This is a genomic window from Pseudomonas sp. S3_B08 (genome assembly GCF_054667725.1).
Map to the genome: position 1 here is coordinate 2,072,643 of NZ_CP162750.1, position 14,589 is coordinate 2,087,231.

A 14,589-nucleotide genomic window follows, 5' to 3' on the forward strand; every position below is an offset into this window, starting at 1 on the left:
CACTCGCGACATTTCGAGATGTTTCTTACTCCGCAAATAAAATTGCATTGCCTGAAGAGGCTGGCTCTCCGGCAATGCAATGATCGCGAATGCCGTTTATGGAGCAGGCGCAGGATCCCAGCCCGGTTCCGATTCGCAGTACAAGAAGTCAGCATTGAGCAAGTAGACAATCATTTCCTGAACTTCTGACGTGGTTACAATTGGCGTCGAATACCAGATTTTTACATAACCTGCGTAAAAGTCGGTCGGATCAGGCGTGGTAGCAGGTGGACGAGGAAGATTACGAATAAAAGGTGCGTATGGCACTTCCCAAAGCATCCCCTCCGTTAACTCGAGCGAAGTGATCGCACGAGTATCGGAAAAAACCGTATCCGGCGGTGCGTCTATGGTGTATTTATCGTCATGCCAGCCTTGCCAATTGAATGTGATATTCATCCCATCGGTGAAATGATCATTAGGTTTGATCTTGAACGTCGCAACGTGATCATCCCCCGTCAAGCTCTCGCAAATAATGTATGGGTCTTCGGTGCCATCTGTAGGTGGGCGTTGGAATTCTGGCTTATCGAGAACGATGACTACAGTATTGACAGTTACCGTCTCCTTTGCCGAGTCTTGAGTATTATTCCGGGCGGGGTTTTCATATGTCCACCAAGCCTCTTTAAGCCCGATACCACCCGGACCGACAACGGTATATGGCAAATCTATCTGAACGACATTATTGATATTCGACTGAGTCATTTGAATGGAATTAACGATAATTTCGCCTTGATCCCCAAGATACTTCAGGGTAACCAGATCGCCCGGTTCGGGATCGGGAAACGACGTCCCGGCGGTGACAGGCGAGACATCGATGTGAGCCTTGGCTGTCTGATCGACATCCTGAGGGCCCAGTAAGTTATCCGTGACAGGTGGCTGTCCGCGGACGATCAGTTTCCGGAATTCGGGATTAACTTCAGGGGGCGGGGTCGTCGGGTCGACGGTATAAGGCGGATGCGTCGAGAAATCTGTTTTGACAGTTGTTGATCCGTCGTCGATGGATAAGCCGCCACGCATCAAGTCAGCTTTGACGACCACGTCCAATTCAAAATTCGTACCCGTCTGGTTATCAAAGTATTGTTTGCTCAGACTCGACCAAGGAATGGTGAACTCCAGCTCCGTGAGTGCGTTGAATGGCAGATCCTGGGCTGGTTGAGCGCCGTATGTCAGGCTCACTACGTCGGTGCCGATTGTATCTACCAACCGGCTGACTTTTACCTTCACACCTGCACGCGCATCTTTTAAATCGATCAGACCATCTTCGTTTGCCGGGACGGTAATGACGCCCAGTTTGGGCAGTGGCAGAAAACGCACGTTTTTGAAATACACGCCCCATGCGCTCTGGTTGCCAGCAGCGTCAGTAATGATGAACCAGATGAAGGCCCGGCCGCTCGTTACCTTGCGTAGCTCTGCGGTCGGGATGGACAGCTTGCCATCGGTGGGCATCGGTCCGTTGAAAAAAGGGGGCACCTGCGGAGGGTTGGTACGTGTACCTGCCACGTACAGGGTCAACGTGTCATCCGGCTGAACGTTGGCGTAGCCGGTATCAATTTGTACCTGCAATCCCCCTTCGTTACCTGGCTGACCCGCCCATGTGTCATCCAGATCCCCGGGGGCATTTGGAAAGGTGGCTGGCGGAATTGTTCTGGCGCCTGGAACCTGTCCTGGATTTGTACCTGTTTGTGCAGGTTTCGCTTGCCAGGCACCAGTACGGTCGATAAAAAACTTCATCACCGGACCGGTCAGCGGGTTGAGCCCCCGCTCATACAGCACGCTACGCACCCAGATCGGCGTCGGCCCCACCGGGGTTGCATCCTCACCCAGAAATTCGGTAGGCACTGTGATCGGAAAATCTACAGGACGGCTGGCCACGTCGCCGAGGTTTACCCTGTTTAACCGCGTGAAGTCTGTCGGCAGCGGATTGGCAGGAGGCTGGGTTCGCGTAACGTCAAGGGCGATCTGATCTCTGCTGTTAGGATTCGACCACACATTGGTCTTGACCATAAGTGTCAGCGCGGCGCCCACAGGTATCGCAGCTATCGGAATGATGTCCTTGTTCGTGCCGCGCCCGTCTGGCAATTCGGGGGTAGGTGCGACCAGAACGCCCAAGGGTGTGCCTGACTCCGCAGTTTGAATACTTGTCATGTGCCTTCTCCATTGCGTAGAAAATGTTTTTTGATCCATGCATCTTCGACAATGGCGAATGTCGCCAACTGCAGTCGTAATATCGCTGCTACTGTTGCGGCCTGATCACTTCATCCAACTTGCATCCGAGCAATACTTGCTTTCTCCCGGAATTTTCCTGTCTACCTTCACCAGCCCGGTAAACGAGCGAAAGATAGGTACACCGTCGCGCAATAGTTGGTAATTAACTAAGGCCGAATCGTTTTCCTCCATGGGTTCTATATGTGAAGCAAAGGGCTTGATTACAATCTTCACTGGCTCCTTGGTCACAACATCTGTCACAACCTCAGTAAAGTTAAACACCTGTGTCAAAGGGTTTCCCGACCCGTTTAAAGAATCCCATGCCTGCCAATCCAGGCTGAGGACATCCGTAAGCTGAAACAAGTCATCGAAAGGAATTTCGATACGTACCCCTTCCCAGATAAACAAGGCTTCCGGATCGCCGGGATGGTTCTTGTAACATCCGATATATCCCCAAGCATCCGCATCGGGAAAAGTAACCTCCTTCAAAAGTTGCGGCGGCTTAACTATCGCAAAAGTCAGGCGTCGTGAAGGTGACGTAGTAGGGTTGATCGAACGTACTGTGTAAAAAGTTCAAACGTAGCCACATCCGGAAGTTTCTCGGGAGCTACTGGAATACGAAACTCCGGCGCATCGTCCGCGGCTCCATACTCGCCAAAGGCGACGAAATCAGGGTTACCAACGATGAAAATTTCAACACGATCTTTATTCACGCCTGAAACAGGAAAGCTCGGCCAGCGGTCAATAATACAAACGATGCCCACCTGTTTTGCGTCCGGCGGCAATGTTCCGGCCGGGTCAAGCGGATCGACGCCTTCCACTCGTGGCAGGCTCAGAAGCACGCCGGGATTCAATGGATCGCTGGAGGTAATCGGCGTTTCGATCGGCATGGAATTTCTCACTGGCTGGTCATCTAGGCCTGAAAGAAATTAAGCGCTGGTATTGGAAAGATGCCTACTGTCAGATCTGACAGGTAAAGCAACCGTTTGTCGGAAATCCATTTTGCCGTGACTGCTTCCGCTGCATTTGAAGGTTGACGGCTCAAGGTCAGATAGTGTCTTCTGAAACCGGTTTCAGCGGTATCCATGCCGTTAAAACGCTACATTTCAAAAATAAGGTCTGACCCATTGAACGACTTCTCCGCCGCCCAGCGCAGCCGCGTGACCATGCTTGATGTTGCCGAACGCGCTGGTGTATCCAAGGCCAGCGTCTCGCGCTTCATCGGCGAAGACCGCGCGCTGCTCTCCGATGCCATTGCCCGGCGCATCGAGCAGGCGATTGATGAACTCGGTTACCGCCCCAACCAAATGGCCCGTGGCCTGAAACGCGGACGCACTCGGCTGATCGGCATGCTCGTCGCCGATATCCGTAACCCCTATTCGATTGCCGTGATGCACGGGGTGGAAACCGCCTGCCGTGCGCACGGCTACAGCCTGGTGGTGTGCAACACCGACCGCGATGACGAGCAGGAACGCCAGCATCTGGCGCTGTTGCGCTCGTACAACATCGAAGGGCTGATCGTGAACACGCTGGGCCATCACCGGGACGAACTGCATGAGCTGCGCCGCGAGATGCCTATGGTGTTGGTGGATCGCAAGGTCGACGGGCTCGACAGCGACATGGTCGGACTGAACAACTCGCAAGCAGTTGAAATGGCGCTCGCGCACCTTGAGCAGCGCGGATATCAGGATTTATTGCTGGTAACCGAACCGTTTGATGGCACCAGTTCGCGGATCGAACGGGTCAGCAGTTTTCAAGCGCAGATTGCCCAACGCTCGGCCCTGACCGGGGCGGTGCTGGAAACCGGCGATGATCTGAAGGCGCAACTTCAAACTTTTTTAAACACCCACGTTGACGGTCCGAAAGCACTGTTTTGCGCCAATGGCGTGGCGGCGCTGGCGGCGACTCACGCGTTGCGCGCACTCGGTGTGCGCTTGTTCGAGGATGTCGGGCTGATTGCTCTGGATGATCTGGATTGGTATCCGCTGGTGGGCAGCGGGATTACCGCGCTGGCACAGCCGACGCAAGAGATAGGCGCGCGGGCGTTTGAGTGTCTGCTCAAGCGCTTGCGCGGGGATGATGAGGTGGCGCGAATTGTGGATTTTGCGCCGGTGCTGATTGAGCGGGGTTCGACCCGAGGGATTGGCGGCGTCTGATCTGGCGCTTTCGCGAGCGGGCTCGCTCCCACAGGTGACCGTGTTGCAAATGTGCGGGCGAGCCTGCTCGCCAAAGGGCCTGCAAAAACACTACAGAATCACCTGATTTTTTTTGAACAAAAATGAAACCGGTTTCAGAGGTCAATAACAATGAATAAACCCGCCGTTTCCATCAGTCTGTCCAGCTACGGTGCCGAGCTCGTGCGCCAGCGTGGGCAGGATTGTTTTATCGACATCCTCGCGGCAGCCGGGGCGAATCGCATCGAGTGGCGTGAAGAGCTGCTGACCCGTGAAGACCCGGCGCAACTGGCTCAGGCTACCCAGGCGCAGGGCCTGCAAAGCATTTACTCCTCACCCACCGAACTCTGGCTCGCAGGGCAAGCGCAGCCAAATCCCGAACTGATTACCGCGCTGCAGCAGGCCCAGGCATTTGGCTCGAAATGGCTGAAAGTGTCCCTCGGTTATTTCACCGACAACTCTGACTTGCAGGCACTGGCCGAGCGACTCAAGCAAAGCCCGGTGCAACTGCTGGTGGAGAACGACCAGACCTTGCACGGCGGACGTATCGAACCGTTCCAGCGTTTCTTTACCGCCGTCGAGCAACACAACCTGCCGATCAAGATGACCTTCGACATTGGCAACTGGCACTGGCAGGACCAGTCCGCCGCCAGCGCCGCACGCGCGCTCGGCCGTCACGTCGGTTATGTGCATTGCAAAGCCGTTGCGCGCCGCGCCGACGGCAAACTGATCGCCGTACCGCCGGCCATCAGCGATCTGCATCTGTGGGAACAACTGCTGCGGCACATGGACCAAGGCGTTATGCGCGCCGCCGAATACCCGCTGCAAGGCGATGACCTGGTGCAACTGACCCGTGAACACGTCGCCGCCCTCGCCCGCCTCGGTCAATCGCGCCTGGAGCCAGCTCATGTCTGAGATCGATATTCTTTCTTTCGGTGAAACCATGGCGATGCTGGTCGCCGAGCAGACCGGCGATCTGGCCAAGGTCGAGCAGTTTCACAAACGGATTGCCGGGGCCGACAGCAACGTCGCGATCGGCTTGTCGCGCTTGGGTTTCAACGTCGCGTGGCTGAGCCGGGTGGGTAATGATTCGCTCGGACGCTTTGTGGTGGAAACGCTGATCAAGGAAGGTCTGGATTGCAGCCACGTCGAAGTCGATAAAAACCAGCCAACGGGTTTCCAGTTCAAATCGCGCAACGACGATGGCAGCGACCCGCAGGTCGAATATTTCCGGCGCGGTTCGGCGGCCAGTCATTTGTCGCCGCACTCCATCAGCGACAACCTGCTGAGCGCCCGTCACTTGCACGCCACCGGTATTCCGCCGGCGCTGTCAGGTACCAGCCGGGAAATGTCCTTCGAGCTGATGACCCGGATGCGCAACGCCGGGCGCAGCGTGTCGTTCGACCCGAATCTGCGCCCGAGCCTGTGGGCCAGCGAGGGCGAGATGATCCGCCAGATCAACCGCCTCGCCGCTCTCGCCCACTGGGTGTTGCCGGGGTTAAGCGAGGGCCGCTTGCTCACCGGTTTCGACGACCCAGCCGACATTGCTGCGTTCTATCTGGATCAGGGCGCCGAGGCGGTGGCGATCAAGCTCGGGCCTGCGGGCGCTTATTACCGCACGCAGCTGGATCAGGGTTTTGTCGCTGGCGTGCCGGTGAGCAACGTGGTCGATACCGTGGGCGCCGGGGATGGCTTTGCGGTGGGGATGATCAGCGCCCTGCTCGAGCATCAGAGTTTTGCCGAGGCCGTGCAGCGAGCGAACTGGATTGGCAGTCGCGCGGTGCAGAGTCGTGGCGACATGGAGGGGTTGCCGACCCGCCAAGAGTTATCGATTGAATTTGAATCCGCCTTCGCGAGCAGGCTCGCTCCCACATTTGGAATGCAATCCTCTGTGGGAGCGAGCCTGCTCGCGAAGAGGCCCGCCTGATCACCGCAAATCAATGAACCTGCTGCGACAAAAACAACAAGCTCAGGAGTCACACCGATGAAAACCGCTACCCTCGCCACCCGCCGCTGGTGGTACATCATGCCGATTGTGTTCATCACATACAGCCTGGCCTATCTTGATCGCGCCAACTACGGTTTTGCCGCCGCGTCGGGCATGGCCGAAGACCTGATGATTACACCGGGTCTGTCCTCGCTGCTTGGTGCGCTGTTCTTTCTCGGTTACTTTTTCTTTCAGGTTCCCGGCGCGATCTACGCGCAAAAGCACAGCGTCAAGAAGCTGATTTTCGTCAGCCTGATCCTCTGGGGTGGTCTGGCCACGTTGACCGGCGTGGTGTCCAACGCCTATTGGCTGATCGTCATTCGCTTCATGCTCGGCGTGGTCGAAGCGGCGGTGATGCCGGCGATGCTGGTGTATCTGTGCCATTGGTTCACCCGTGCCGAACGTTCGCGGGCCAACACCTTTTTGATCCTCGGTAACCCGGTGACGATGCTGTGGATGTCGGTGGTGTCGGGCTATCTGGTGCAGCATTTCAGCTGGCGCTGGATGTTCATCATTGAAGGTCTGCCGGCGGTGCTGTGGGCGTTTATCTGGTGGCGTCTGGCCGACGACCGCCCGGCCCAGGCCAAGTGGCTCAATGAGCAGGAAAAACACGATCTGGAAAGCGCGCTGGCCGCTGAGCAGGTCGGGATCAAAGCGGTGAAGAACTACGCCGAGGCGTTCCGCTCGCCGAAGGTGATAATCCTGGCGCTGCAGTTTTTCTGCTGGAGCATCGGCGTCTACGGTTTCGTTTTGTGGCTGCCATCGATCCTCAAGGCCGGCGCGCAAATGGACATGATCGAGGCTGGCTGGCTCTCGGCGCTGCCGTATCTGGCGGCCGTGCTGGGCATGCTCGCGGTGTCGTGGGGTTCGGACAAATTGCAGAAGCGCAAACGCTTCGTCTGGCCGCCGCTGCTGATCGCTTCGATTGCGTTTTATGGCTCGTATGCCTTGGGCGCCGAACATTTCTGGTGGTCGTACACGCTGCTGGTGATTGCCGGCGCCTGCATGTACGCGCCGTACGGGCCATTCTTCGCCATCGTTCCCGAGATCCTGCCGGCCAACGTCGCTGGCGGCGCCATGGCGCTGATCAACAGCATGGGCGCGCTCGGTTCTTTTGGCGGCTCGTATCTGGTCGGCTATCTGAACAGCTCGACCGGCTCGCCCGGCGCTTCCTATCTGCTGATGAGCGGCGCGCTGTTGCTGTCGGTGGTGTTGACCATTTTCCTCAAGCCCGGCGCCAGTGATCGCGTCGTCGCCAAAGCCGTCGCCACGCCGCGTGTGCCGGCGCATTCCTGAAAGGACTTTTGCCATGAAAAAACAGGTCGTGCTGTATAAAAAACTTTCGCCCGCGCTGATGGCGCGCCTGCAAGAGCAATTTGACGTAACGCTGATCGAAAGCCTCGACGCCGATGGCCTAATGCAGCTGCGCGATGCCCTGCCCCGCGCCCACGGTTTGCTCGGGGCCAGCCTGAAACTAGATGCCGCGCTGCTGGATCTGGGGCCGCAGCTGGAGGCGATTGCCAGCGTCTCGGTGGGTGTTGACAACTACGACATCGAGTATCTGAATCGGCGCAAGGTTCTGCTGACCAACACCCCCGACGTGCTCACCGAAACCACCGCCGACACCGGTTTCGCCCTGATCCTCGCTGCCGCGCGGCGGGTGGTCGAACTGGCGGACATGGTCCGTGGTGGGCAATGGAGCCGCAACATCGGCCCGGCGCATTTCGGCACCGATGTGCACGGCAAGACGCTGGGCATCATCGGCATGGGCCGCATCGGCGAGGCCTTGGCCCAGCGCGGGCATTTCGGTTTCGGCATGCCGGTGATCTACCACAGCCAGTCGCGCAAACCGGCGGTCGAGGAGCGTTTCGACGCGCAATATCGCAGCCTCGAAGATTTGCTCCAGCAGGCCGATTTCATTTGCCTGACTTTGCCTCTGACGGCGCAGACCGAACGCTTGATCGGCGCGGAACAATTTGCGCTGATGCGGCCGGAGAGCATTTTCATCAATATCTCGCGGGGCAAGGTGGTTGATGAGGCGGCGATGATCGAGGCGTTGCGCAGCAAGCGGATTCGCGCGGCGGGGCTGGATGTGTTCGAGCGCGAGCCGTTGAATCATGATTCGCCGTTGTTGCAGTTGAGCAACGTGGTGGCGACGCCGCACATGGGCTCGGCGACCCACGAAACGCGTGAGGCAATGGCGCGGTGTGCGGTGGAGAATCTGTTGGCGGCGTTGAATGGACAGCGGCCGGCGAATCTGGTGAACGCCTCTACTTGGCAAAACTGAGATCTTTATTGCCGGCTCTGGCCTCATCGCTGGCAAGCCAGCTCCCACAGGATTCGGGTCGTCCATGAGTGTCATGGACACTGAAAAACCTGTGGGAGCTGGCTTGCCAGCGATTTGGCCAGTGAAGACACAGCAAATCCATCAGGCACTGCGCGCCTGCAACAGCTGCACCGCACACAACGCAATCCGCGCGCAGGCATCCGCCAGTTTGACCCGATCCACCACCAGCCCGATGCGAATATGCCCCGCCGCGCTCGGCCCGAACGCTTCACCGGCCAACACTGACACCCCGTAACCTTCCAGCAAGCGCTCGGCAAATGCCTGGGCGCCGAGGCCAGTCTGGCGCACATCGACCATCACGAACATGCCGCCATCCGGGCGAATCGGCTGCAACCCAGGGCAACCGTGCAAACGTTCGCAGACCAGATCGCGGCGCAAGCGATACTCCTCGCGCATCTGAGAGACTTCCGGCAGATCACTTTGCAGCGCCACTTGCGCGGCTTTCTGTACGAAATCCGGCAGACCGAAGAGCATGCTCAGCGACAGATTCACCAGATGCTCGGCCAAGGCATTCGGGCCGATCATCCAGCCGATACGCCAACCGGTCATCGCATGGGATTTCGACAGACTGTTGATCGTCGCGGTGCGCTCGGCCATGCCCGGCAGGCTCGCCGGGCTGATGTGCTCGCCTTCATATAACAGCTCGCTGTACACCTCATCGCTTATCAGCCACAAGTCATGGCGAATGCACAGCGCCGCCAGTTCCTGCCAGATCAGCAAGGGCAAACTCGCGCCGCTGGGATTGTTCGGACTGTTGAGCAGCATGGCGCGCGTTCGCGGGGTAATGCGCGCGGCAACATCGGCCGGGTCGACACGGAAACCGTTGTCGGGGCGTACCGGCACCGCAATCACCTTGGCACCGCAGGCGCCAAACACACCTTCGTAAGTGACGTACATCGGCTCAGCGACGATCACTTCATCGCCCGGATCGAGCAGACACTGCGCCACCGAGTACACCGCGCATTGTGCGCCGGGCAGGACAATCACCTGATCAGGATCAACCCGTTGACCACTGCGCTGGCGATGACGCTCGGCAATCAGCCTGCGCAGCTCAAACCGCCCACGCACATCGGCGTAATGGGTATCACCGGCCAACAGGCTATCGATCGCGCCATGGACGATCGGCAACGGCGTATCGAAATCCGGATCGCCGACGCTCAACAACAAAACATCAACGCCCTCGGCGCGCAGTTCCAGCGCTCGGTCGTGAATCTGCCAGGCAGCGGCACCCTCCCCGGCGATTCGTTGGGTCAAGGCTGAATAGCGCATGTACGTCTCCTGTTAGCGCGGTTTCCAGCCTTCACCGTATCTCAAATCACGAAACGCGCCACCATGGCGTTCAAATCCACTGCCAGTCGCGACAGTTCGTGGGTCGCGGCGCTGGTCTGGTTGGCGCCGGCGGCCGATTGCGTGGCGAGGTCGCGGATGTTGACCAGATTGCGATCGACTTCGCGGGAGACTTGCGCCTGCTCTTCCGAAGCGCTGGCGATAACCAGGTTGCGTTCGTTGATCTGGTGAATCGATTGCGTGATCTGCTCCAGTGCCACGCCAGCCGCGCGGGCCATTTCCAGAGTGGACTGGGTACGCTGGTTGCTTTGCTGCATCGAGGAGACCGCTTCACCGGTGCCGTTCTGGATGCCGGCAACCATTTTCTCGATTTCCTGGGTCGACTGCGCGGTGCGATGGGCCAAGGCTCGCACTTCATCAGCCACCACGGCAAAGCCACGGCCAGCCTCGCCGGCACGCGCGGCTTCAATCGCAGCGTTGAGCGCCAGCAAGTTGGTCTGCTCAGCGATGGCGCGAATCACGTCCAGCACCTTGCCAATGTCACGACCTTGCGCGGCGAGGCCTTCGATCATCTGCGCGGTGTTCTGCACGTCGTGAGTCATGGTCTGGATCGCGTCGACGGTTTTCACCACCTGATCACGACCTTCGCGGGCGGCGTGGGTCGACTGGTTTGACGCTTCGGAAGTCGACACGGCGTTGCGCGCCACCTCTTCCACCGCAGCGGTCATCTCGTTGACGGCCGTGGCGGCCTGTTCGATTTCATTGTTCTGCTGCTGCAGCCCGCGCGACGCTTCTTCAGTGACGGCGCTGAGTTCTTCGGCAGCGGCGCCCAGTTGCGTGGCGGAACCGGCGATCTGCTCGATGGTTTTGCGCAGGTTGGACTGCATCGCTGCCAAGGCTTCAAGCAAGCGCGCCGGTTCGTCCTTGCCGTCGACTTCGATGGCTTTGCTGAGGTCGCCGTCGGCAATGGTTTGCGCAGCGAGCACGGCGCGGTTGAGTGGTGTGACGATGCTGCGGGTCAGCAACCAGGCAAGCAACACGGTGGCCAGCGCCGCGATGACGGCGACGATAATGATCCCGGTGATGGCGCTGTCATAGTTTTCACCGGCCTTAATGGCCGCCGCTCTGGCCCCGGCGGTATTCATGCCGATCAGCTTGTTGAGCTGCTCGCCCATCTGATCGGTGCCTTCCTTGATGCGGGTGTTGATCAAGGCACGCATTGCTTCCAGATCGCCCTGGCGCGACAGCTCAAGCATCCGGTTCTGCGCTTGCAGATAGTTATCGAGGGTGGTCGAAAACGTCTGGAAAACTGCGTGCTCTTCAGGACCTGCCGGCAACGCAGCATAGCTGGCCTGAGCTTTGCGCACCTTGTCGACCAGCACCGCGATGCGGGTTTCTGCCTCTTGCAGGCTGGCCGGTTCGCGATTGACCAGCACACGGAACGAGAGAATGCGCATGCGCAGGACGTTTTCCGTGACCACGCTGAGGTGGGTCACGCTTGGCAATTGGTTGGTGTCCATGTCGACCGACGCCTGACGAATGACCGTCATGCGGCTGACGGCGAATACGCCGAGGACAATCACCAGCAAGGCGATAAAGGCAAAACCGAGGAAAGCACGGGGCGCGATATTCAGGTTACGCAGGGACATGGTCGGACTCTCGAAAGAAAGAAACTGCGAGCGTCCATGCCGTGAGCACTGGCCCATAGCGGGCGACAGTCCGGCGGCACTGAGTTGTGGTTTTGTGTGCGCCTGACCGTTGTATCGGCCAGGCTTGAGGAAGGTTTCGGGTCTGCGGTAAATATTTTTCAGGACGTGGCAACAATCAAAAACTGCTCCGCTGCCCTTGGTAGGAGCTGTCGAGTGCAACGAGGCTGCGATCTTTTGATCCTGCTTTTAAAAGTCAAAAGATCGCAGCCTCGTTGCACTCGACAGCTCCTACATAGGCAAGCCGATCAGCGTTGGGCGGCGAGTTGCCAGACCCGAGCAATATCGGTGGCGCGTTCACGCAGCAGGCGCGGTGCTTCGGCGCAGGCTTGTTCGAGTGTCATCGGTCCGCTGGTCACGGCGAAAGCGGCGTCGATGCCGTGTTGATAGAGCTCCTGATAGCCCTCGCCCAAGGTCCCGGCAATCACGATCACCGGCACAGCGTGTTGTTTGGCAACTCGCGCAACACCGAACGGCGTTTTGCCGCGAAGGGTTTGCGCATCGAAGCGGCCTTCTCCGGTAATCACCAGATCCGCACCTCTGACCGCGTCAGCGAGCCCGACCAGTTCCGCTACCACCTCGACGCCCGCCTGAAACTGCGCACCGAGAAAAGCCTTGGCAGCAAACCCCAGACCACCCGCCGCGCCGCTGCCCGGTTCATCGCGCACGTCCCTGCCCAATGCTTGCGCGCAGAGTTTGGCAAAGTGCCCCAGCGCCTGATCAAGTTGCTCAACCTGCGCAGGCGACGCGCCCTTCTGAGGGCCGAAAATGGCCGAGGCGCCGTGGGGGCCGCAGAGCGGATTATTGACGTCGGCGGCGATGTCGAAACGCACATCGGCCAGACGTCGATCAAACCCACTCAGGTCCAATCGCGCCAGTTGCGCCAAGGCCAGGCCGCCGGGCACCAGCGACTGATTCTGCGCATCCAGCAACTTCACCCCCAGCGCCTGCATCGCCCCGGCGCCGGCGTCATTGGTCGCGCTGCCGCCAATCGCCAGAATCACCCGTTGCGCGCCGGCATCCAGCGCTGCACGAATCAATTCACCTGTGCCAAAGGTGCTGCTGATGCAGGCATCGCGCTGTCCCGGCGGGACCAGTTGCAGACCGCTGGCCTCGGCCATTTCGATGATCGCGGTGTGGTTGTGCGGCAGCCAGCCCCATGCGGCTTCGACCGGCGCGCCCAGTGGACCGCGCACGCGGGTGCGGCGTAACTCACCTTCGCAGGCTGCAAGAATCGACTCGACCGTACCTTCGCCGCCATCGGCCATCGCGCATTTGATCAGCGTCGCCTGCGGCCAGACCTGGGCCAGTCCGAGGGCAATGGCTTCGGCAACGCCTTGGGCACTCAGGCTATCCTTGAACGAGTCGGGGGCGATGACGATTTTCATGGGAATTCTCCGGTTGCAGTGGCATTCATGCTGCCAGTCGGCCTGCGCCTTGACGCCGGTCGAGTGCACAAGTGGCGTCGGCGTTTATTGTTCATTTCCACAAAAGATATGTGTTGGTCGTACCGGCCTCATCGCTGGCAAGCCAGCTCCCACAGGGTTCTGCGGTGACTATGGAAGTTATGAACGCCTTCTGACCTGTGGGAGCTGGCTTGCCAGCGATGGCGGCCTCAAGGACAACTCATGGCAATGGATCAGTCTGCGGCAGCAGCTGCACCCCAAGATACAACGCCAGCATCCCGTCCAGCTTCAACGGATCAACCCCGCTCAACTCGGCAATCCGCTCCATGCGATAACGCAGACTATTGCGATGAATGCCCAACGCCTCGGCACAGGCCTGGCTCTGCCCGTCGTGCTCGCACCAACTGCGCAGGGTCGCCAGCAACTGGCCGTTGCTGTCCTTGGCGATGACCTGGCGCAGCGGCTTGAGCAGTTCGTCCAGCGCATCATCGTTGCGATGACGCCACAGCATGACCGGCAAGCGATAACGATTGAGCGTCAGCAGTCTCGAATTCGGCAGCACGTCACGACCATAAGCGAGCAAATCGCCGACTCGTCGATAACAGCGACGCAACCCGGCCAGACCATCCGCCTGCCCGCCGACGGCGATGCGCAAAATCTTCCAGCCGAGGCCATCGAGTTTTTCCAGCAGGCGATCATGCTCGACGTTCTGGCTCGCCGGGCGACACCACAACAACGAAGACTTCGCCGAACTCACGCACCAACTGTCCGGATAACGCGAGGTCAGCCACGCACTCAGTGCCTCGACGGTTTGCCCCGGCCCGTGCTCAAGACCCAGCTCAAACAAATACGGCACGCGGGTCAATTGCGGCTTGAGCCCTAGTTGCTGCGCCTCATCGATCAGACGCGGCGAATCCCCCGCCTCGCTCAGCAGCAACGCCAGCAGATCATCGCAACGCTGCCGTCGCCATTGTTGCTCGGCCTGCTGGTTGCGCTGGCCGACCAGCATTTCAGCGGTCATGCGCACCAGCTCGGCGTAGGTGCGCAATTGCTCCGGCTCGCCGGTGATGCCGAGCACGCCGATCAAGCGCTGATCGAGCAGCAGCGGCAGATTGATCCCCGGTTGCACACCTTTGAGATGCACCGCCGTCTGCGCGTCGATTTCCACCACACGCCCGTTGGCCAGCACCAGTTGCGCGCCTTCATGCCGGGTGTTGATGCGTTCCGGTTCACCGCTGCCGAGGATCAGGCCCTGACTGTCCATGACATTGACGTTGTACGGCAAAATGGCCATGGCCCGGTCGACGATGTCCTGGGCAAGGTCGTGATCGAGTTCGAACATAGCGGCGGCAATCCTTCAGTTCAGGCACGAACGGTTGTTCAGCCGCACAGGGTCTGGCGGCAAACCCTGTGCTCAGGCACAAAGACAATCCGGCCAAAG

General features: G+C 59.2%; 12 protein-coding genes. 5 read left to right on the top strand and 7 right to left on the bottom strand.

Features of this window, described 5'->3' with window-relative positions:
- Positions 1-96: 96 nt before the first annotated feature.
- The 3 genes from AB4N73_RS09445 to AB4N73_RS09455 all read right to left on the bottom strand — a co-directional run bounded on the left by AB4N73_RS09445 (position 97) and on the right by AB4N73_RS09455 (position 3,131).
- Entirely contained in the window at positions 97-2,181 is a 2,085-nt protein-coding gene (locus AB4N73_RS09445; protein WP_056789691.1) for a hypothetical protein, read from the bottom strand.
- A 105-nt stretch (positions 2,182-2,286) separates the two neighbouring features.
- Positions 2,287-2,730: a hypothetical protein gene (locus AB4N73_RS09450; protein ID WP_460143324.1), complete on the bottom strand. Its 444-nt coding sequence runs from the start codon at positions 2,728-2,730 to the stop codon at positions 2,287-2,289.
- 29 nt (positions 2,731-2,759) lie between these two features.
- The gene (locus tag AB4N73_RS09455) at positions 2,760-3,131 is read right to left on the bottom strand and encodes a hypothetical protein (protein ID WP_460143325.1); all 372 of its coding nucleotides are present in this window, start codon (positions 3,129-3,131) and stop codon (positions 2,760-2,762) included.
- A 237-nt stretch (positions 3,132-3,368) separates the two neighbouring features.
- Here AB4N73_RS09455 and AB4N73_RS09460 point away from each other — a divergent pair, with 237 nt between their 5' ends.
- The 5 genes from AB4N73_RS09460 (at position 3,369) to AB4N73_RS09480 (ending at position 8,689) form a co-directional block, all read left to right on the top strand.
- Positions 3,369-4,397: a LacI family DNA-binding transcriptional regulator gene (locus AB4N73_RS09460; RefSeq protein WP_310216262.1), complete on the top strand. Its 1,029-nt coding sequence runs from the start codon at positions 3,369-3,371 to the stop codon at positions 4,395-4,397.
- A gap of 150 nt (positions 4,398-4,547) precedes the next feature.
- Positions 4,548-5,330: a sugar phosphate isomerase/epimerase family protein gene (locus tag AB4N73_RS09465; protein WP_252878284.1), complete on the top strand. Its 783-nt coding sequence runs from the start codon at positions 4,548-4,550 to the stop codon at positions 5,328-5,330.
- A complete protein-coding gene (locus tag AB4N73_RS09470) occupies positions 5,323-6,342 on the top strand; it encodes a sugar kinase (RefSeq protein WP_460143326.1) in 1,020 nt (339 codons plus the stop codon). Before AB4N73_RS09465 ends, AB4N73_RS09470 begins: the two co-directional genes overlap by 8 nt.
- A gap of 57 nt (positions 6,343-6,399) precedes the next feature.
- Positions 6,400-7,698 (top strand): MFS transporter, encoded by a 1,299-nt coding sequence (locus AB4N73_RS09475; RefSeq protein ID WP_076562678.1) that lies wholly within the window; start codon positions 6,400-6,402, stop codon positions 7,696-7,698.
- Between the two features lie 13 nt (positions 7,699-7,711).
- Entirely contained in the window at positions 7,712-8,689 is a 978-nt protein-coding gene (locus AB4N73_RS09480) for a 2-hydroxyacid dehydrogenase (RefSeq protein WP_460143327.1), read from the top strand.
- Between the two features lie 141 nt (positions 8,690-8,830).
- On the opposite strand, the gene AB4N73_RS09485 is transcribed toward AB4N73_RS09480, so the two are convergent.
- From AB4N73_RS09485 to AB4N73_RS09500, 4 genes are all read right to left on the bottom strand, one after another.
- On the bottom strand, positions 8,831-10,018 hold the full coding sequence (locus AB4N73_RS09485; protein WP_056789670.1) for a pyridoxal phosphate-dependent aminotransferase: 1,188 nt from the start codon (positions 10,016-10,018) through the stop codon (positions 8,831-8,833).
- Positions 10,019-10,059: 41 nt separating this feature from the next.
- Positions 10,060-11,685 (bottom strand): methyl-accepting chemotaxis protein, encoded by a 1,626-nt coding sequence (locus tag AB4N73_RS09490; RefSeq protein WP_460143328.1) that lies wholly within the window; start codon positions 11,683-11,685, stop codon positions 10,060-10,062.
- A gap of 305 nt (positions 11,686-11,990) precedes the next feature.
- Positions 11,991-13,130 carry a glycerate kinase gene (locus tag AB4N73_RS09495; RefSeq protein WP_460143329.1) on the bottom strand — a complete coding sequence of 380 codons (1,140 nt, stop codon included), beginning with the start codon at positions 13,128-13,130 and terminating at the stop codon, positions 11,991-11,993.
- A gap of 238 nt (positions 13,131-13,368) precedes the next feature.
- Positions 13,369-14,490, bottom strand: coding sequence for a sugar diacid recognition domain-containing protein (locus tag AB4N73_RS09500; protein ID WP_150635138.1), 1,122 nt, complete (start codon positions 14,488-14,490; stop codon positions 13,369-13,371).
- Between the last annotated feature and the right edge of the window lie 99 nt (positions 14,491-14,589).

Coding starts and splice junctions, on each gene's coding strand:
- AB4N73_RS09490 (WP_460143328.1), bottom strand. CDS start 11,685: ATGTCCCTGCGTAACCTGAATATCGCGCCCCGTGCTTTCCTCGGTTTT.
- AB4N73_RS09480 (WP_460143327.1), top strand. CDS start 7,712: ATGAAAAAACAGGTCGTGCTGTATAAAAAACTTTCGCCCGCGCTGATG.
- AB4N73_RS09445 (WP_056789691.1), bottom strand. CDS start 2,181: ATGACAAGTATTCAAACTGCGGAGTCAGGCACACCCTTGGGCGTTCTG.
- AB4N73_RS09500 (WP_150635138.1), bottom strand. CDS start 14,490: ATGTTCGAACTCGATCACGACCTTGCCCAGGACATCGTCGACCGGGCC.
- AB4N73_RS09485 (WP_056789670.1), bottom strand. CDS start 10,018: ATGCGCTATTCAGCCTTGACCCAACGAATCGCCGGGGAGGGTGCCGCT.
- AB4N73_RS09470 (WP_460143326.1), top strand. CDS start 5,323: ATGTCTGAGATCGATATTCTTTCTTTCGGTGAAACCATGGCGATGCTG.
- AB4N73_RS09475 (WP_076562678.1), top strand. CDS start 6,400: ATGAAAACCGCTACCCTCGCCACCCGCCGCTGGTGGTACATCATGCCG.
- AB4N73_RS09455 (WP_460143325.1), bottom strand. CDS start 3,131: ATGCCGATCGAAACGCCGATTACCTCCAGCGATCCATTGAATCCCGGC.
- AB4N73_RS09465 (WP_252878284.1), top strand. CDS start 4,548: ATGAATAAACCCGCCGTTTCCATCAGTCTGTCCAGCTACGGTGCCGAG.
- AB4N73_RS09495 (WP_460143329.1), bottom strand. CDS start 13,130: ATGAAAATCGTCATCGCCCCCGACTCGTTCAAGGATAGCCTGAGTGCC.